General features: G+C 73.2%; 18 protein-coding genes. 10 read left to right on the top strand and 8 right to left on the bottom strand.

Going from position 1 to position 17,835, the window contains the following annotated elements; translation table 11 throughout:
* The first annotated feature begins 435 nt into the window (after positions 1–435).
* The 4 genes from purN to CCN44_RS20895 all read left to right on the top strand — a co-directional run bounded on the left by purN (position 436) and on the right by CCN44_RS20895 (position 4,762).
* Entirely contained in the window at positions 436–1,074 is a 639-nt protein-coding gene (gene purN / locus CCN44_RS20910) for a phosphoribosylglycinamide formyltransferase (RefSeq protein WP_059252185.1), read from the top strand.
* Positions 1,071–2,633, top strand: a complete 1,563-nt coding sequence (gene purH / locus CCN44_RS20905; RefSeq protein ID WP_059252186.1) for a bifunctional phosphoribosylaminoimidazolecarboxamide formyltransferase/IMP cyclohydrolase — start codon at positions 1,071–1,073, stop codon at positions 2,631–2,633. Before purN ends, purH begins: the two co-directional genes overlap by 4 nt.
* Before the next feature lie 198 nt (positions 2,634–2,831).
* Complete coding sequence (locus CCN44_RS20900; protein ID WP_059252187.1) at positions 2,832–4,154, top strand: sensor histidine kinase; 1,323 nt, start codon at positions 2,832–2,834, stop codon at positions 4,152–4,154.
* Positions 4,118–4,762, top strand: coding sequence for a LuxR C-terminal-related transcriptional regulator (locus tag CCN44_RS20895; protein WP_059252188.1), 645 nt, complete (start codon positions 4,118–4,120; stop codon positions 4,760–4,762). Before CCN44_RS20900 ends, CCN44_RS20895 begins: the two co-directional genes overlap by 37 nt.
* A gap of 79 nt (positions 4,763–4,841) precedes the next feature.
* Here CCN44_RS20895 and CCN44_RS20890 read toward each other — a convergent pair whose 3' ends face one another.
* Positions 4,842–5,447: a hypothetical protein gene (locus CCN44_RS20890; protein ID WP_059252189.1), complete on the bottom strand. Its 606-nt coding sequence runs from the start codon at positions 5,445–5,447 to the stop codon at positions 4,842–4,844.
* A 248-nt stretch (positions 5,448–5,695) separates the two neighbouring features.
* On the opposite strand from CCN44_RS20890, the gene CCN44_RS20885 reads away from it, so the two are divergent.
* From CCN44_RS20885 to CCN44_RS20870, 4 genes are all read left to right on the top strand, one after another.
* Entirely contained in the window at positions 5,696–6,550 is an 855-nt protein-coding gene (locus CCN44_RS20885) for a bifunctional methylenetetrahydrofolate dehydrogenase/methenyltetrahydrofolate cyclohydrolase (protein ID WP_086698541.1), read from the top strand.
* Positions 6,540–7,013: a DUF3017 domain-containing protein gene (locus CCN44_RS20880; RefSeq protein WP_059252191.1), complete on the top strand. Its 474-nt coding sequence runs from the start codon at positions 6,540–6,542 to the stop codon at positions 7,011–7,013. The genes CCN44_RS20885 and CCN44_RS20880 overlap by 11 nt, the downstream gene beginning before the upstream one ends.
* A 218-nt stretch (positions 7,014–7,231) precedes the next feature.
* Positions 7,232–8,401, top strand: a complete 1,170-nt coding sequence (locus tag CCN44_RS20875; protein ID WP_059252192.1) for a sensor histidine kinase — start codon at positions 7,232–7,234, stop codon at positions 8,399–8,401.
* Between the two features lie 35 nt (positions 8,402–8,436).
* On the top strand, positions 8,437–9,093 hold the full coding sequence (locus tag CCN44_RS20870) for a response regulator (RefSeq protein WP_086698540.1): 657 nt from the start codon (positions 8,437–8,439) through the stop codon (positions 9,091–9,093).
* A gap of 149 nt (positions 9,094–9,242) precedes the next feature.
* On the opposite strand, the gene CCN44_RS20865 is transcribed toward CCN44_RS20870, so the two are convergent.
* Complete coding sequence (locus CCN44_RS20865) at positions 9,243–10,178, bottom strand: serine hydrolase (protein ID WP_059247012.1); 936 nt, start codon at positions 10,176–10,178, stop codon at positions 9,243–9,245.
* Positions 10,175–11,152, bottom strand: a complete 978-nt coding sequence (locus CCN44_RS20860) for a LysR family transcriptional regulator (RefSeq protein ID WP_086698539.1) — start codon at positions 11,150–11,152, stop codon at positions 10,175–10,177. The genes CCN44_RS20865 and CCN44_RS20860 overlap by 4 nt, the downstream gene beginning before the upstream one ends.
* Before the next feature lie 206 nt (positions 11,153–11,358).
* Here CCN44_RS20860 and bla point away from each other — a divergent pair, with 206 nt between their 5' ends.
* Positions 11,359–12,207, top strand: coding sequence for a class A beta-lactamase (gene bla, locus CCN44_RS20855; RefSeq protein ID WP_411292841.1), 849 nt, complete (start codon positions 11,359–11,361; stop codon positions 12,205–12,207).
* 198 nt (positions 12,208–12,405) lie between these two features.
* Positions 12,406–13,671, top strand: coding sequence for a right-handed parallel beta-helix repeat-containing protein (locus CCN44_RS20850; RefSeq protein ID WP_059247017.1), 1,266 nt, complete (start codon positions 12,406–12,408; stop codon positions 13,669–13,671).
* A gap of 110 nt (positions 13,672–13,781) precedes the next feature.
* Here the strand turns inward: CCN44_RS20850 and CCN44_RS20845 are convergent, their stop codons facing one another.
* The 5 genes from CCN44_RS20845 to CCN44_RS20830 form a co-directional block, all read right to left on the bottom strand.
* Complete coding sequence (locus tag CCN44_RS20845) at positions 13,782–14,264, bottom strand: hypothetical protein (RefSeq protein ID WP_237481632.1); 483 nt, start codon at positions 14,262–14,264, stop codon at positions 13,782–13,784.
* A complete protein-coding gene (locus CCN44_RS46340) occupies positions 14,261–14,515 on the bottom strand; it encodes a hypothetical protein (protein WP_237481631.1) in 255 nt (84 codons plus the stop codon). The genes CCN44_RS20845 and CCN44_RS46340 overlap by 4 nt, the downstream gene beginning before the upstream one ends.
* Positions 14,516–14,578: 63 nt before the next feature.
* Complete coding sequence (locus tag CCN44_RS20840) at positions 14,579–14,977, bottom strand: VOC family protein (protein ID WP_086698537.1); 399 nt, start codon at positions 14,975–14,977, stop codon at positions 14,579–14,581.
* A gap of 85 nt (positions 14,978–15,062) precedes the next feature.
* The gene (locus CCN44_RS20835; protein WP_086698536.1) at positions 15,063–16,646 is read right to left on the bottom strand and encodes an amidohydrolase; all 1,584 of its coding nucleotides are present in this window, start codon (positions 16,644–16,646) and stop codon (positions 15,063–15,065) included.
* Positions 16,647–16,672: 26 nt separating this feature from the next.
* Positions 16,673–17,835: APC family permease (locus CCN44_RS20830; protein ID WP_107502097.1), on the bottom strand; the 1,163-nt coding region annotated here is incomplete at its 5' end.

Raw genomic sequence — 17,835 nt, 5'->3', positions numbered from 1 at the left:
AGCCCCCGTACCCCGGGCCCTCCTGGCCGGAGCCGTCCCGTGGGGACTCCGCCGGCGGCGAGGTCGGGCGCTCACGCAGCAGTGCGGCGCCACGCTCGCCTCCCTGGGCCGGGCGCGGCGGGAACGTGAGGAGTCGCAGGCTGCGAACGGGCATCAAAAGAGCGTCTTCCCTTAGGTGACTACGGCAGTCCGACATGAGCTTCCACCCCGTGAACGCACCGCACGACGACCGCGTTCCCGAGGCTGCTCCTTCGTGACTCCTGGCGAACGCTACCGTCCGGCCGGCCACCCGTCCCCGGGGCCCCTTCCCGAGTGCCGGTATCGTTGCTGACGGTCGGCCCCTTCGTAGACTTCCCCGTATACCGGGGCGCGAAGCATTCGTACGAATGCACAACCGGCCGTTACACGGTACGCAACCCGAGAAAGGGCCCCATCGTGGCCGCCACCTCCGCCGGCCCGGCAGCCAAGCGCCTCGTCGTGCTGGTCTCCGGCTCCGGCACCAATCTTCAGGCGCTGCTGGACGAGATCGCCGCCGTCGGCGCCGAGGCGTACGGCGCCCGGATCGTGGCCGTCGGCGCCGACCGCGACGGCATCGAGGGGCTGGCCCGCGCCGAGCGCGCCGGGATCGCCACCTTCGTGCGGAAGGTGAAGGACTACGGCTCCCGTGAGGAGTGGGACGCGGCCCTGGCCGAAGCCGTCGCCGCGCACGAGCCCGACCTCGTCGTCTCCGCCGGCTTCATGAAGATCGTGGGCAAGGAGTTCCTGGCCCGCTTCGGCGGACGCTTCATCAACACCCACCCCGCCCTGCTCCCCAGTTTTCCCGGCGCCCACGGCGTCCGCGACGCGCTCGCGTACGGCGCCAAGGTCACCGGCTGCACCGTCCACTTCGTCGACGACGGCGTCGACACCGGGCCGATCATCGCTCAGGGCGTGGTCGACATCCGGGACGAGGACGACGAGAGCGCGCTGCACGAGCGCATCAAGGAAGTCGAGCGAAGGCTGCTCGTCGAGGTCGTGGGGCGGCTCGCCCGCAACGGCTATCGCATCGAGGGACGAAAGGTAGTTATCCAGTGACCGCCGAGAGCAACAAGCGGGCCATCCGTCGCGCGCTGGTCAGCGTCTACGACAAGACCGGTCTTGAGGAGCTGGCCCGCGGGCTGCACGAGGCCGGTGTGGAGCTGGTCTCCACCGGGTCCACGGCCGGCCGGATCGCCGCCGCCGGCGTCCCCGTCACCAAGGTCGAGGAGCTGACCGGCTTCCCCGAGTGCCTGGACGGCCGGGTGAAGACCCTGCACCCGAGGGTGCACGCGGGCATCCTCGCCGACCTGCGCCTGGACAGCCACCGCGAGCAGCTCGCCGAGCTGGGCGTGGAGCCGTTCGACCTGGTCGTCGTCAACCTCTACCCGTTCCGGGAGACGGTCGCCTCCGGCGCCTCGCCCGACGAGTGCGTGGAGCAGATCGACATCGGCGGCCCGTCGATGGTCCGTGCCGCCGCCAAGAACCACCCCTCCGTGGCCGTGGTCACCAGCCCGGAGCGGTACGCCGACGTCCTCGCCGCGGTGAAGGACGGCGGCTTCGACCTCGCCGCCCGCAAGCGGCTGGCCGCCGAGGCCTTCCGGCACACCGCCGAGTACGACATCGCCGTCGCCTCCTGGTTCGCCTCCGCGTACGCGCCCGCCGACGACTCGGCGTTCCCCGAGTTCATCGGCACCACCCTGGAGCGCGCGCACACCCTGCGCTACGGCGAGAACCCGCACCAGCCCGCCGCCCTCTACACCTCCGGCGAGGGCGGGCTCGCGGCGGCCGAGCAGCTGCACGGCAAGGAGATGTCGTACAACAACTACACGGACACGGACGCCGCCCGCCGTGCCGCGTACGACCACGCCGAGCCCTGTGTCGCGATCATCAAGCACGCCAACCCGTGCGGCATCGCGATCGGCGCGGACGTCGCCGAGGCGCACCGCAAGGCGCACGCCTGCGACCCGCTGTCCGCGTTCGGCGGGGTGATCGCCGTGAACCGGCCGGTCAGCAAGGAGATGGCCGAGCAGGTCGCCGAGATCTTCACCGAGGTCATCGTGGCGCCCGACTACGAGGAGGGCGCGCTGGAGGCCCTCACCAAGAAGAAGAACATCCGCGTGCTGCGCTGCCCCGACGCCCCGGCCCACCCGGTCGAGGTCAAGCCGATCGACGGCGGCGCGCTGCTCCAGGCCGCCGACCGGCTCCAGGCCGAGGGCGACGACCCGGCCAACTGGACGCTGGCCTCCGGCGAGGCCCTGGACGAAGACGAGCTGGCCCAGCTCGCCTTCGCCTGGAAGGCGTGCCGCGCGGTGAAGTCCAACGCGATCCTGCTCGCCAAGGACGGCGCCTCGGTGGGTGTCGGCATGGGCCAGGTCAACCGCGTCGACTCCTGCAAGCTGGCCGTCGAGCGGGCCGGCGAGGAGCGGGCGCGCGGCGCCTACGCCGCCTCCGACGCCTTCTTCCCCTTCCCCGACGGCCCCGAGATCCTCATCGAGGCCGGGGTCCGGGCGATCGTCCAGCCGGGCGGCTCGATCCGGGACGAGCAGGTGGTGGAGGCCGCCAAGAAGGCGGGCGTGACCATGTACTTCACGGGCACGCGCCACTTCTTCCACTGATCGCCCTCCCCGTCCGCCGAGCGACCCTGTCCCCTCCGCGTGGTCCCGCCCGTCCGCCGACGGGCGGGACCACGCGTTCGGGTGAGGCCGCGTGCCTCCGCCTCGCCCAAGAGGGGAGTTTTTCCCACCGACTTCGCCGCTCCCGCGCCGCCACAATGAGGGTCCGAGCAGGGGCACGAACAGGGGGAGGCGAGTCGTATGGACGACCGTGCGATGCGGCCCGGCGGGTTCCGTCCGCCGGACGCGATCAGAGGGTTCTCGGTGTCCGCCGGGCTGACGGGCCTGCGCAGGGCGGTGGCGCTGCACTGGATGTCGATGGCGGCCTTCGGCCGTTCGCTCGCCGTGTGCGGCGCGGTCAGCCTGATGGGGCCGGGCCTCGGCCTGGTGCCACGGGCCGTGGCAGGGGTGCGCGGGCTCGCCGCCCGGCAGCGCGAACTCGTCCGGCGCTGGACGGGCGTGGAGATCCCGGACCCGCCGGGACCGCTGCCCGCCGCGCCCGCGGGCCGCTCCGGGGTCGTCGCCCGCTACCGCTGGATCATGAGCGACCCGGGGACCCGGCGGGAGTACGTCTGGGTGCTCACCGACCCGATCGCGGGCGGACTCCTGGCCTTCCTCCCGCTCGCGCTGGTCCTCAGCGGCCTCTGGGGCGTCTTCCTCGCCTTCTACGGGGTGCCGCTGTCCGCCTCGTGGGACGGCCTCTGGTACGGGTTCGTCCCCGTCGAGGGGCGGGCCACGGCCGTGCTCGCCGGCGTCCTGGGCCTGCTCCAGCTGCCGCTGGCCCTGTGGGCGGCGCCGCGCGTCGTCCGCCGGCACGCCCTGTACACCAGGGCGATGCTGGCGCCGGGCGAGAGCGAGCTGATGGCCGGCCGGATCCGGCATCTGGCGGCCACCCGTTCGGCCGCGGTGGACACGCAGATGGCGGAGATCCGCCGGATCGAGCGCGATCTGCACGACGGCGCCCAGGCCCGGCTCGTCGCCATGGGCATGACCCTGGACGCGGCCGAGCGGCTGCTGGAGACCGATCCCGAGGCGGTGCGCGGCCTGCTGGCCGAGGCCCGGCAGTCGTCCTCCGCGGCGCTGGAGGAGCTGCGCGACCTCGTCCGCGGCATCCACCCGCCGGTTCTGGCCGACCGGGGACTCGCCGACGCGGTACGGGCGTTGGCGATGAGCTGCCCCGTCCCCACCGAGGTCCGGGCCGAGTTGCCGGGCCGCCCCGAGATGCCCGTCGAGTCCGCCGCGTACTTCGCCGTGTCCGAGATCCTCGCCAACGTCGGCAAGCACGCGGAGGCCGGCCGGGCCTGGATCGACCTCCGCCACGAGCGCGGGGCGCTGCACATCACCGTGACCGACGACGGTCACGGCGGCGCCGACGCCGCCCGCGGCACCGGCCTGCGGGGCATCGAACGACGGCTCGCCACCTTCGACGGTGTGCTGGCCGTGAGCAGCCCGGTGGGCGGACCGACGATGGTGACGATGGAGATCCCGTGCGCATTGTCCTCGCCGAAGACCACTTCCTGCTGAGGGACGGGCTGATCCGCCTGCTCGGGGCCTACGGCCACGACGTGGTGGCGGCCGTGGACAACGGCGCCGACCTGCTGGCGGCGCTGGGCCGGGAGCGGCCGGACGTCGCGGTCGTCGACGTCCGGCTCCCGCCGGACTTCACCGACGAGGGCCTGCGCGCCGTCCTGGCCGCCCGCGAACAGCACCCGGACCTGCCGGTGCTGCTGCTCTCCCAGTACGTCGAACCCCTCTACGCCCGCGAGCTGCTCGCCGCCGGCGGAGGGGGCGTCGGCTACCTGCTCAAGGACCGGGTCACCCACGGCGCCCAGTTCCTGGAGGCGATCGAGCGGGTGGCCGCGGGCGGCACCGCCATGGACCCCGAGGTCGTCTCCCGGCTGCTGGCCCGCAAGGAGCGTGACGCGTCCGTCGGCAGCCTCACGCCACGGGAGCGCGAGGTCCTCGAACTCGTCGCCCAGGGCCGCTCCAACGCGGGCATCGCGCAGGCCCTGTGTGTCACCGAGAAGGCCGTCGCCAAGCACATCGGCAACATCTTCACCAAGCTCGGCCTGCTCCCGGCCGACGCCGACAACCGCCGGGTGCTGGCCGTACTGGCCCACCTGAACCAGTGACCCGCCCCCGGAAACGACTCCGGGCCGCGTCCCGTCCGTGCGGCGGGAGCGGCCCTGGAGTGCCGGGTGCCCTGGAGGCTCAGTACCGCGGGCGGTTGAACCAGGCCGAGGCCGAGCCGGTGACCATCGAGGCGAGGATGATGCCGGCCATCGCCAGCGAGATCAGCCCGCCGAAGGTGGCGGAGCCGCCCTCGCCGGTCACGATGTTGCTGATGCCGCCGAGGATCATCAGCGCGGCGTAGACGATCGTGGTGACGCGGATGCCGCTGCCGCCGTTCTTGAACTTCACGCCCAGGAAGATCGACAGCGCGCCCAGCGCGAGCAGCAGACCGGCGAGCAGGAACCCGAGACCGGCCAGGCCGTCGGTCTCGTCCCCGCTGCCGACGCCGTTGGACACGTCCTGGGCGGCACCGATGGCCACACCGGCGATGAGGCCGAACAGGATCTGGAAGCCGGCCAGGATGAACAGCAGCACCCGCGCGGTCTTCATCAGACCGGGCATCTCCATCGGGACGCCGTAGCCGGGCTGCCCGAGCGGCGGGGCGGCCGGGTAGCCGTAACCGGGCTGGCCCTGCGGGGCGGCCGGGTAGCCGTAGCCGGGCTGCTGGGGCTGCTGCGGGTGGCCGTAGCCGGGCTGCTGGCCCTGCGGTGCGCCGTAGGGATTGTTGGGGTCGCCAAAGCTCATGGCGGTCTTCCTCCGTTTGCTCAAGTGCGGGGACGACGCGCAGCACGATTCGGAGGAGAGTTTCTACAGATGCGGTCCGTCCCCCCGGCACTGCCCGCGGCACTGTGTGCTCATCGTTCTTTAACGGGCTCTTACTTGTCCAGCCGGAAACCTCAGGTGTTGTGCAAGTGCAACATCGCTGATCATGCCGTGACACCACGTGACACCCGGATTGGAACCGGGACCGGGTCATCCGCGAGGATGGGACCATGACCGCCCAGATTCTCGATGGCAAGGCCACCGCAGCCGCGATCAAGTCCGATCTGACCGCCCGCGTGGCGGCGCTGAAGGAGAAGGGCGTGACGCCCGGCCTCGGCACGATCCTCGTCGGGGACGACCCCGGCAGCCAGAAGTACGTCGCCGGCAAGCACCGCGACTGCGCCCAGGTGGGCATCGCCTCCATCCAGCGCGAGCTGCCGGCCACGGCCACCCAGGAGGAGATCGAGGCGGTCGTCCGCGAGCTGAACGAGGATCCGGCCTGCACCGGCTACATCGTCCAGCTGCCGCTGCCCAAGGGCATCGAGGAGAACCGCATCCTGGAACTGATGGACCCGGCCAAGGACGCCGACGGCCTGCACCCGATGAACCTCGGCCGCCTGGTGCTGAACGAGCCGGCCCCGCTGCCCTGCACCCCCAACGGCATCCTCACCCTGCTCCGCCGCCACGGCGTGGAGATCAAGGGCGCCGAGGTCGTGGTCGTCGGCCGCGGTGTCACCATCGGCCGCCCGATGCCGCTGCTGCTCACCCGGCGCAGCGAGAACGCCACCGTCACCCAGTGCCACACCGGCACCCGTGACCTCTCCGCCCACCTCAAGCGGGCCGACATCGTCATCGCGGCGGCCGGCTCCCCGCACCTGATCCGCGCCGAGGACATCAAGCCGGGCGCGGCCGTCCTGGACGTCGGTGTCTCCCGCAACGCCGAGGGCAAGATCGTCGGCGACGTCCACCCGGACGTGACCGAGGTGGCCGGCTGGATCTCCCCGAACCCCGGCGGTGTCGGCCCGATGACCCGGGCGCAGCTGCTGGTCAACGTGGTCGAGGCGGCGGAGCGCAGTGCCGGCTGAGGACACCCGCGGGCAGGCGGAACCCACCGTGCGTGACCCGATCAGCGCCCCTGACGCCGAGGGGCGCCCGCGTCGCGTCACCCGCCGCTTCCCGCTGTTCACGCGAGACACCGCCCGCCCCGAGGGCGGCGGCCGGGCCGCGGCCGGCGACGCCCCGGCGCCCGCCCGGCAGTGGCCGATGCTCACCGTCGCCGGCCTGGTGGCCATCGGCCTGCTGGTGACCGCGCTGGACGCGTTCCGCGCGGGCACGCTGATCGTCGGCCTCGCCCTGCTGGCCGGCGCGGTCCTGCGCTGGCTGCTGCCGAGCGTCGGCATGCTCGCCGTCCGCTCCCGCTTCACGGACATCGCCACCTACGGCTTCCTCGGCCTGGTGATCTCCCTGCTGGCCCTGATGATCCAGCCCGACCCGCTGCTGAAGATGCCGTTCCTGAAGGACATCCTGCACTTCACGCTCACCAAGTAGCGGCCCGCGTACGGCCGGTGGCCCGCGCCTCCCCCGGGGACGCGGGCCACCGTCGTGTTCCCCCTGCTCCGACGCTACGGCCCTCCGCCGCACCCCGCCTCCATCCCCGGGCTGAACCGCCGTACCGCTCAGGTCGGGCGGCCGGCCGGGCACTGCAACTTCCGCGGTACCGCGCCCGATTGACTCCGGGGTGCGGCCGTGCGCGTTACCCTGCCGCGATGCGACTGAGGACCCCCCGCCCGCTGGTCGTGGACACGCTGATCGCGGTGGCGATGACCGTGGTGGCCGCCCTGCTCGGGCAGGAGTCCCGGTCCCAGGGTTGGCCGGAACTCGACGTCCGCGCCTACCTCCTCGTCGCCCTCGCCCACCTCCCGGTCGCCCTGCGCAGCCGCCACCCCCTCGCCGTCTTCGCCGTCGTCGAGGTCGCCGCGGTCGTCTTCGTCACCCTCGGCCACTGGCCGGTGGTGTGCACCTTCGGCGCCATGCTCGCCCTGTACACCGTGGCCTCCGTCCGCCCGGTGCGCACCGCCCTGGCCTGCGCCGGCTGCATGGCCGCGGTCTGGGTGTACGCCGGCCTGGTCAGCCACAGCCCCTCCATGGCGTCCGTGTGCGGCCAGGCCCTGCTGTACTGCTCGGTGCTCGTCTGGTTCGGGCACCTGGCCCGCCGTACCGCCGAACTCACCCGGCGGCTGCGCGCCGAACAGGCCGAGCGGGCCCGGCGCGCGGTCGCCGAGGAACGCGGCCGGATCGCCCGCGAACTGCACGACGTCGTCGCCCACCACATGTCGGTCATCTCCGTGCAGGCCGGACTCGCCCGGTTCGTCTTCGACTCCGACCCCGCGACGGCCCGCGGCGCGCTCGGCACCATAGCGGACACCAGCGGCGAGGCCCTGGAGGAACTGCGCCGCATGCTCCAGGTGCTGCGCGAGGAGGATCCCGAGGCCCCCGAGCGGGCCCCCATGCCCACCCTGGAACGGCTCGGCGAACTCGTCGACCGGGTCCGGGCCGGCGGGCTGCCCGTGGACCTCGCCGTCGAGGGCACCGCCCGCCCGCTGCCACCCGGCGTGGAACTGTGCGCCTACCGCGTCGTCCAGGAGGCCCTCACCAACGCCCTCAAACACGCCGGCCCCGCACACGCGCGCGTCGAACTCCGTTACGGCGCCCATGAGCTGACCGTCCGCGTCACCGACGACGGCGAGGGCGCGGATCCGGCCAGAGTGCCGACAGGCAGTGGCCACGGCTTGATTGGCATGCGGGAGCGGGCCAAGCTCTACGGCGGGACGATCAGCGCCGGCCCACGCTTCGAGGGCGGCTACGAGGTACGGCTGACCCTGCCGACCTCGGCCGCCGAACGCAGCCGCGGGGGCATGCCGGAGGGGGAGCGGTAACGGGGCGGCGCGCGGCGGGGGGACGACCGTACGGAATGACCAGAGTGCTCGTCGTGGACGACCAGTTCCTCATCCGCGCCGGACTCGTCGGCCTGCTGGACGCCGCGCCCGGCTTCGAGGTGGTGGGCGAGGCGGGGGACGGCGAGCAGGCCGTACGGCTCGCCGCCGAGACCCGCCCCGACGTCATCCTCATGGACATCCGGATGCCCGGCGTCAACGGCATCGAGGCCACCGAGCGGATCCTCGCCCAGGCCACCGACCGACCGCCCCGGATCCTGGTGCTGACCACCTTCGACCTGGACGAGTACGTGTACGGGGCGCTGCGGGCCGGCGCCTCCGGGTTCCTGCTGAAGGACTCCGGGCCCGAGCGGCTGCTCGCGGCGGTCACCGCCGTCGACGGCGGCGACGCGCTGTTCGCGCCGAGCGTCACCCGGCGCCTGGTGGAGGCCTTCGCCCGGCAGCAGGAGCCCGCCGACACCGCGCCCCCGCCCGACCTCGGCGTCCTCACCTCCCGCGAGATGGAGGTCCTCAAGCTCACCGCGCGCGGCCTGTCCAACCTGGAGATCGCCGACCGCCTCTACATCAGCGAGGCCACCGTCAAGACCCACCTCAACCGCATCTACGACAAGCTGGGAGTGGACACGAGAGCGGGCGCGGTGGCGGTGGCGAAGGAACAACGCCTCCTGTCTTGACAGCGCTTTCGAACGCCGGGGGGACGACGCCGCGAAAGGGGCGCGGGGCTGTGTCCGCTATGCGGCTCCGCCGCGTGGGGCGCGAACACGCACCACGGACCCGCAGTCGCCTCACCAGCGTCATCCCCCGGCGCGGAGGCGGACACCCCCTACCCCCGCAGCACCTCGAACGCCTCCCGCCCCGCGACCCCGATCGCGAGATCGATGTCCGCGGCCAGCCCCGCGGAGCGGTCCGCACGGGTGAGCGCGGCCATCGCCACCCGGTCCCCGGAGTCCGCCTCCAGTACCCCGATCTCGTGCCGCAAGTGCAGGAACGTGCCGGTCTTCCCGCTCCACCGCAGCGAGTCCGCCCGCAGGTCGCTCGCCAGCCGCTGGGTGAAGACCTGGAGCCCCATCAGCCGGCGCAGCTCCGCCGTGGCCCGGGGACCGGCGATCTCGTCGCACCACACGCGGCGCAGCAGGCCGACGAGGGCCGCGGCGGAACCGGCGTTGGCATGGGCCGGGTCCAGGGTCTCGATGGTGTGCCGGCCCGCCCGCTCGTCCCGGACGGCCAGCTCCAGCGCCAGGGAGAAGTCGTTGCCGGCGGCCCCGGCGGCGCACTCGTACAGGTGGTTCATCCGGTGCCGCATCCGGATCCCGTCGCATCCCCAGGCGCGCAGCCGCGCGTCGACGTCCGCCACCGGCACCAGGTCGAGCAGCGCGTCCGCGGCGGCGTTGTCGCTCACCGACAGCGTCAGCAGGAGCAGGTCGGCGACGGCCACGGTGGCCGGATACCGGAAGGCAGCCAGGCCGGTGGGGCCGACGCTGCTGGTGCCGGGATCCACCGTGACCGGGAGCGCCGGATCGAGTTCGCCCTGCTCGATCAGGTCCAGCACGACCAGGGCGAGCGGGACCTTCACCACCGAGGCCAGGGGCGTCGACTCGTCGATGTCGAACCCGAGCTGCTCGCCGGTGTCGAGGTTGCGGGCGAGGAAGGAGCCGTGCACGCCGAGTTCCGCCCACTCCGCGGCGATCGTCTCGGCGACGTCCAGCAGGGCGCCGCTGTCGCCCGTGTACACGGGGTGCCGTGCCGCCGCCGCGCTCATCCGCGCGCCGCCAGCCGTGCGGAGGCGTCCTCGCCGCCGGCCCCGGGTCCGGGCCTGTCGAGCCGGGCGGGTACGGCACCCACGGCCGACGCGAGCAGCGCGGCCAGCCAGCCCGGCACGTCGCCCGCGCCGGCGCGGCCCGGGGCGGCGCTCACGTCGTACCCCCGGTGCAGTGCGCGGTCGGCCAGGGGCGCCCAGTGGGCCCCGTGCTGCCGGGCGAAGGGTTCGGCGCACAGCAGCAGGGCGCTGCCCGCCAGTGTCTCGGCGAGCGCGGTGGCCGCCGGACCGGCCGGCCGGATCCGCGCCTTCGGCAGTCCGGCGCGGGCCGCGGATCGCAGCAACCGGTCTTCGAAAACGGACACTTGATCCTCCGTCAGGAGCAGGAGAGGCGGGGGAGCGGCGGGCGCGGCGGTGCGGCCCCGGCGCGGCCGCAGCTCTTCGAGGTGGACCGTACGCCGCGGGGTGCGGCCCTGGGTGCCGTCCGGGGCCGGCGCGGAGGCGAGCCCCAACGGTACGCGGAACGCGGCCTGTTCCGGAGCGGTCCGCACCAGCGCGTACCCGAGCGAACCGTCGGCCAGCCCGGAGACCCGCTCGGCGGGCGGCAGTTCGCGCATGCCGAGGGTGATGCCGTGTTCGGTGCCGGCCCGGATGGCGCGGGCCAGCGCGGCCGGCGCGCAGTCCGCGGGCACGCCGACGGCGCACACTCGCGAGCGCCGGGCCGAACGGGCGACCTGCCGCAGCCGCTGAGCCCGGTCCAGCACGTCCCGGGCGTAGGGCAGGAGCAGCACGCCCAGCTCGGTGGTCGTGATCTGCCGTCGGGACCGGTCGAACAGCAGGCCGCCGAAGTGCGCCTCCAGCGTCTTGATGCGGCGGCTGAGCAGCGGCTGGGCGATGCCGAGCCGGTCGGCCGCCCGGGAGAAGCTCGCCTCGTCGGCCGTCGCCACATAGGCCTCTAGATGTGCCAGGAGATCCACCCAGCACTCATATCAATAAGGTATGGGATCTTCAAAGTTCCCTCTTGGACATGGGTGCCCGCCTCCTGTTTCCCTGTGCCCGTCGAAAGATCGACGCCCTAGACGGACGACCTGGGAGGACCACACCCATGACCCGTACCGACCGCCCCGCCCCGCTGCCGCGCCGCCGCCTGATCCAGGCCGGCCTCGCGGTCACCGGCGCCGCCATGACCACGGCGCTCTCCGGTTCGTCCGCCTCGGCGGCCCCGGACGCCCGATCGCGCGCCGGCCGGGCCGAGCTGGCCGAGCTGGAGCGGCGCTACGGCGCCCGGCTCGGCGTGTACGCGCGCAACGTCCGCACCGGGCGGACCGTGTCCCACCGGGCGGGGGAGCGGTTCGCGATGTGTTCGACGTTCAAGGCGTTCGCCGCGGCGGCGGTCCTGCGCGACCGGGCCGGCTGCGCGCCGCTGGACCGGGTGGTGCACTACCCGCCGCACGACCTGCTGCCCAACTCGCCGCGGACGGAGGAGAACGTGGCGACCGGCATGACCGTGGCCGACCTGTGCGCGGCGGCGATCCAGTACAGCGACAACGCGGCCGGCAACCTGCTGCTCCGGGAAGTCGGCGGCCCGGCCGGCCTGACCCGCTTCTACCGGTCGCTCGGTGACGAGGTGAGCCGGCTCGACCGGTGGGAGCCGGAGCTGAACGCCGCGATCCCGGGGGACGCGCGCGACACCACGACCCCGGAGGCGATCGCCGAGAGCCTGGAGCGGCTCACCCTGGGCCGGGCGCTGGCCGGCGCCGACCGGGAGCGGTTCGTCGGCTGGCTGAAGGGCAACCGGACGAGCGACGAGCGGTTCCGCAAGGGGCTGCCGAAGGACTGGACCGTGGCGGACAAGACCGGTACCGGTGACTACGCCTCCGCCCATGACATCGGCGTGGCCTGGACGACCCGGGGGACCCCCGTCGTGCTGGCCGTGCTGTCGAGCAAGAGCACCCCCGACGCCCCCGTGGACCAGGCGCTGATCGCCGACGCGGCGGCCGTCGTGGCCCGCACCCTCGCCCCCGGCGAGTAGCCTGCGTCCTCATTCACTCATCTGAATAAGAATCATGTACGCGGTGATTGACGCGTACATGATGTCTCTCTACCGTCGGGAACGTCCAGGGGAAAGCGCTTTCCGTCCCCGTTCACCATGCCATGACCGGTCGCCGGATTCAGCCCCCTGGACCACTCGCATCCGCACAGCCGAGCCAACCCGCAGGGAGACAAGCCGATGCAACGGAGACCAGCCATCGCGTGCGCCGGTCTGCTCGCCGGTGCGCTCGTCGCGCTGTCCGGCACCACGGCCCAGGCCGTGACGGGCGGCGACACCGTCCGCCTCACTCCGGCCGCCGCCGACGGCCTGCCCGATCCCGACCGTCTCGACGTCGACGTGACCACGGCGGCCGCCGGCGCCGTGCTCTACGTGTCACCGGCCGGCACCGACGGCGCGGCCGGCACGGAGTCGGCCCCGACCACGCTCACCTCGGCCATCAGCCGGATCACCCCCGGCGGCACGATCTACCTGCGCGGCGGCACGTACCGCCCCTCCGCCACGGTCACCATCCCCGCGGACCGCGACGGCACCGCCGCCGCCCGCACCACCCTCTCCGCCTACCCGGGCGAGAAGCCCGTCCTCGACTTCTCGGCCCAGAGCGAGAGTCCGGCCAACCGGGGCATCCAGCTGAACGCCGACCACTGGCGGCTGTACGGCCTCACCGTCCAGCACGCCGGGGACAACGGGATCTACGTCGGCGGCAGCAACAACATCGTGGAGCGGGTGGTGACCGCCTACAACCGGGACACCGGGCTGCAGCTGGGCCGGATCTCCTCCAGCACCCCCAGCTCCCAGTGGCCGTCGAACAACCTGATCGTCAGCTCCGAGTCGCACGACAACGCCGACTCCGACGGAGAGGACGCCGACGGCTTCGCCGCGAAGCTCACCACCGGCACCGGGAACGTCTTCCGCTACGACGTCTCGCACCACAACATCGACGACGGCTGGGACCTGTACACCAAGACGGACACCGGCGCCATCGGCCCCGTGACCATCGAGAACTCCCTGGCCTACGGCAACGGCACGCTGAGCGACGGCACCGTCGACTCCAACGGCGACCGCAACGGCTACAAGCTGGGCGGCGACGGCATCGCCGTGAACCACGTCGTCCGGCACAGCATCGCCTACAAGAACGGCAAACACGGGTTCACCTACAACAGCAACCCCGGCTCCATGACGATCTCCGGCAACGTCGGCATCGACAACGCCCAGCGCAACTTCTCGTTCGACGCGGGCACCTCGGTGTTCCGCACCAACACCTCCTGCCGCTTCGCCGTCAGCGGCTCGAACGACAAGACCGTCGGCAACGCCGACGGCTCCAACCAGTTCTGGACCGGCGCCAACGGCTCCCGCTGCCCCTCCTACGCGGGCGCCCTCGGCTGGTCCTTCGCCTCCGACGGCCGCCTCGTGGTGACCTTCGGCGGCAGCGTCGTGAATCCGTAGCCGGTGCACGAGGTGCGGGACGCCGCTCCGGGCGGGGTCCCGCTTCCGGCCGTTCGGGGAGGCAGCCGGTCTGCGGGGGCGGGCCGAGCCGTCACGGCAGGCCGTCGCGCTCAGCCCACCAGGTCGTCCGGCTGCACCGGGTGCGCCTCCAGGTCCGCCGTGGCCAGCAGGTCGGCGATCAGTTCCGGGGAGCCGCCGACGTAGGTGCTGACCAGGTCCACGTCTCCGCCCAGACACCAGGCGCGGTCCTGCGGCCACCACAGATCGGGCAGCTCCGCGAACTCGTCCAGCGACACCGGGGAGGCGGCGTCGGCCAGCCGGCCGGTCAGCAGCACCTCGTCCCGGCCCGGGGTCTCGAAGGTCGGGAACCGGTCCCAGTCCCAGCGGCCGTACCCGGCCCACAGCCCGAACCAGCACTGCTCCGGGGTCCCGGTGTGCCGGGCCAGGACGGGCACCAGCGCCTGTGCGACGTCCGGCGGGGTCGGCCCCTCTGCGGCGTGCTCGTCCCAGACGCCGGGCAGGCCGAGATCGGAGCGGTTGACGTACTCCTCGTCCGCTCCGATGACCTCGTGCCAGCGGGTGACCGGTGTCACCCGCGTCCCATGGGCGGCGGCCACCGTGGACCAGCGCACCGGCCGCTCGCCGAGCCGGGCCGGGCCGGATGCAGGATCCGCGCGTAGGCGGCGAAGCCCGGCGCGGCGACACCCGCCACCGTGCCGAACGCCCCCTGCCCCGCCCCCTGGCCGGTGAGCCAGTCGGCGGGGGAGAGATCGTCGGTCCGCGCCCGCAGGCGTCCGTACCACTCCGGGGCGGGATCCTGGTCGACCAGGCGGAAGTCGTTCATCCGCACAGTGTGCCGGGTGCCCACCGGGCGGGCCGGGACCGGGGCCCCGGCCCGCCCGCCGCCTCAGGACTCCGCCGGCTCGGGGCTGCCGTAGGGGCGGGTGATGATCTCCATCGCGTGGCCGGACGGATCCATGAAGTACAGGCCCCGGCCGCCGGAATAGTGGTTGATCTCGCCCGGCTGCTTTCCGTGCGGATCGGCGTAGTAGGTGATCCCGGCCTCCTTGATGCGCGCGAAGGCCGCGTCGAACTCCTCCTCGGAGATGAGGAAGGCGTAGTGCTGCATGACGATCGACTCCGCCGGGATCGTGGCGAAGTCCAGGGTCACCCCGTTGCTCGTGTCGACGGGGACGAAGGGCCCCCACTCGGCCCCGACCTCCAGCCCCAGGATGTGGGCCAGGAACTCGGCGGACTCCCGGTTGTCCCGGGCGTGGACGATGGTGTGGTTCAACTCGACTGACATGGGTGGAATGCCTCCGAGGGCAATCTCACGGGCACCTCCATGCCTCACCCGGCCGGTGACCGGCACGCGATGCCGTAGGACGATCTTACCAAACCGGACCTGGGCCCCGGTGTACCACGTGCCCGCCGGTGACCGTCAACACCACGGGGGCGTCGGTGAGTTCGTCGCCCGGCGCGTGCACGGGGTCCACCGGCAGCGCGGTGAGATCGGCACGGAAGCCGGGCGCGATCCGGCCGGCCACCGCGGCCTCGCCGGCGGCGGCCGCCGCGTGGCTGGTGCACCCCTCCAGCGCCTGCACCGGCGTGAGTCCCGGCCGGTGCGCCGCGGCGCCCCGGGGCCGGCGGGCCGTCGCCAGCACGGCCCGCACGTCGTAGTGCGCGATGGGCCAGTCCGAGCCGAGGGCGACCGTGGCACCGGCCTCCCGCAGATCCCGCAGCCGCCACGCGCGGGCGGCCCGGTCGCCGCCCAGCCGGCGCGACCACTCGTCGGTGCCGTCGTCACGGGTGTAGCCGGTGTGCGGCGGCTGCAGGGAGGCGGCGACGCCCAACTCCGTGAAACGCGGCAGCAGTTCGTCGGGTGCCGTCTCGATGTGCTCGATCCGGTGCATGCCGCGCCCGCCGGGACCCAGTGCCGCCACCGTGTCCAGGACGTGCCGGACGGCGGCGTCCCCGATGGCGTGCGTGGCCGTACGGACACCCGCCGCGTGCAGGGTGCGGACGGCCTCGGCGTACGCGTGCGGATCCGGCCAGAACGCGTCCGTGCCCTGGCCGTGGCAGTCGGGATGGTCCAGCCAGGCGGTACCGCCCTCCACGGTCCCGTCCATGAAGAACTTGACCCCGCCGACCACCCAGTGCCGGCCGCCCCTGCCCTGCGCCTCGATCAACTCGCGCAGCGCGTCGGCGTCCGCACCCGGCATGCACCACGGCGCGAACCGCAGCCGCACCGGCAGCACCGTCTCCCGCGCCACCGCCCCCACCAGGTCCGGGTCCCCGCCGTCCATCACATGGGCCCCGGTCAGCCCGGTCGCGGCCATGCCCGACAGCAACTCCAGCAGCCGCGCCCGTCGTTCGGCGTGCGAGGGCCGGGGTACGACCGACGTCACCAGGTCCATCGCCGCGTGCTCGACCAGATGCCCGGTGGGCCGCCCCGAGGCGTCGCACACCACCTGCGCGCGCTGGTCGAAGGCGCGCGGCCCGGTCACCCCGGCGGCGGCCAGCGCCGCGCCGTTCACGAGTGCGGAGTGACCGTCGTACAGACGCAGGAAGGCCGGGGTGTCCGCCAGGACGTCCGCCACCAGCTCGTGGTGGATCGGGCGGCCCTCGAACGCGTTGTGGTCCAGGCCGTAGCCCACCACCCAGCCGTCCACCCGCTCGGCGCGGGCGAGCGCAGCGCGCAGCCCGGCCAGGTCCGTCACGCCCGACAGGTCGGTGCCGGTGGCCATGTCGAGCCCCCACACCGGGTGGCTGTGGGCGTCGGTCAGGCCGGGCACGAGGTGCGCGCCGTGCAGGTCGACCACCTCGGTGCCGGGTCCGCGCCAGTCCCGTGCGTCGTCCGCCGTCCCCACCGCGCTGATCGTGCCGTCCCGCAGGGCGACGGCCGTGGCGGTGGGGACGGCCGGGTCCAGGGTGCGGACCCGGGCGCCGGTGAGGATGAGATCGGCAGCGGTCATGCCATGAACTCCTGTACGCGAGAGGGTCATTCGGAGGTCTCCGGGCGCTCGGTGCCGAACGTGGCGTAGACGTCCGGGCGGCTGCGGCGCAGCCACCACGCCAGCGGCAGGCCGAGGGCGAAGACGGCCGGCGCCACCGCGACGAGCAGGACGTTCACCGCCGGGGACGCCGAGGTGAACAGGTCGATGTGGGTCACCACCAGCACGATCGCGGTCGCCAGCAGGAGGGTGGCGAGGACCGGAGCCACCACCGTGCGCAACGCGCCCTCCGTGTGCCGTACCCGGCGGAACCAGCAGGGCACCGCGATGGCGGCCAGCAGTTGCAGCAGCAACAGGCCGATCATTCCCGGGGTGTTCACCCACAGCAGCAGCTGCTGGTACGGATCGGCGCCGGCCGCCCAGAAGGCGACGACGACCACCGCGCCGAGGGCGGTCTGGGCGAGGCCGGCGACGTAGGGGGAGCGGTGCCGGGGGTGGATGCGGCCGAGCCGGCGGGGCAGCACGCCTTCCTCGGCGAGCGCGAGCGCGTAGCGGTTGATGGCGTTGTGGAAGGCGAGCAGGGAGGCGATGACGCTGGTGACGATGAAGACATGCATCAGGTCGGCGGCCCAGCCGCCCACGTAGGTGGTGATCGCGGTGAAGAACAGCCCGGCCGGGTCCTCGCCCGCGGCCCGGACGACCCGGTCGTCGCCGAACGCCTGGACGGCGATCCAGACGATGAACGCGTAGAAGAGGCCGAGGAACCCGACGGCGGCATAGGTGGCGCGCGGAACCGTGCGCGCGGGATCCCGGGCCTCACGGCGGTAGATGACCGTCGACTCGAACCCGGTGAACGCCGCGAACGCGAAGGCGAGGACGGCCGCCGTGCCGGGCACGAACACATGGGCCGGGGCCAGCGAGGCCAGGGACAGGCCGTGCGCGCCGCCCTCGATCAGCACCCCGCCGGCCAGCAGGACGAGTATCCCGGTCTCGGCCACCAGCAGCACTCCGAGGACCTTGGCGCCGAAGTCGATCGAGCGGAAGCCGCCGTAGCCGATCAGCACCAGGCCGGCCAGGGACACCGGCAGCCACGGCACGTCGGCGCCGAAGAGGGCGTGCACGGTGTCGCGGGTGGTGGTGGCGAGGAGACCGTAGACGCCGATCTCCATGCCGTTGTAGCCGACCAGCGCGAGCAGCGCGGCGCCGATGC

It is taken from the genome of Streptomyces tricolor, from assembly GCF_002155905.1.
GTDB classification, from domain to species: Bacteria; Actinomycetota; Actinomycetes; order Streptomycetales; family Streptomycetaceae; genus Streptomyces; species Streptomyces tricolor.
Note: the sequence above shows the minus strand (reverse complement) of the source record. Positions and strands in the feature narration are given on the sequence as shown.

Coding starts and splice junctions, on each gene's coding strand:
- CCN44_RS20900 (WP_059252187.1), top strand. CDS start 2,832: ATGGACGACCGTGCGATGCGGCCCGGCGGGTTCCGTCCGCCGGACGCG.
- CCN44_RS20890 (WP_059252189.1), bottom strand. CDS start 5,447: ATGAGCTTTGGCGACCCCAACAATCCCTACGGCGCACCGCAGGGCCAG.
- CCN44_RS20885 (WP_086698541.1), top strand. CDS start 5,696: ATGACCGCCCAGATTCTCGATGGCAAGGCCACCGCAGCCGCGATCAAG.
- CCN44_RS20875 (WP_059252192.1), top strand. CDS start 7,232: ATGCGACTGAGGACCCCCCGCCCGCTGGTCGTGGACACGCTGATCGCG.
- CCN44_RS20870 (WP_086698540.1), top strand. CDS start 8,437: ATGACCAGAGTGCTCGTCGTGGACGACCAGTTCCTCATCCGCGCCGGA.
- CCN44_RS20865 (WP_059247012.1), bottom strand. CDS start 10,178: ATGAGCGCGGCGGCGGCACGGCACCCCGTGTACACGGGCGACAGCGGC.
- bla (WP_411292841.1), top strand. CDS start 11,359: ATGACCACGGCGCTCTCCGGTTCGTCCGCCTCGGCGGCCCCGGACGCC.
- CCN44_RS20850 (WP_059247017.1), top strand. CDS start 12,406: ATGCAACGGAGACCAGCCATCGCGTGCGCCGGTCTGCTCGCCGGTGCG.
- CCN44_RS46340 (WP_237481631.1), bottom strand. CDS start 14,515: ATGAACGACTTCCGCCTGGTCGACCAGGATCCCGCCCCGGAGTGGTAC.
- CCN44_RS20840 (WP_086698537.1), bottom strand. CDS start 14,977: ATGTCAGTCGAGTTGAACCACACCATCGTCCACGCCCGGGACAACCGG.
- CCN44_RS20835 (WP_086698536.1), bottom strand. CDS start 16,646: ATGACCGCTGCCGATCTCATCCTCACCGGCGCCCGGGTCCGCACCCTG.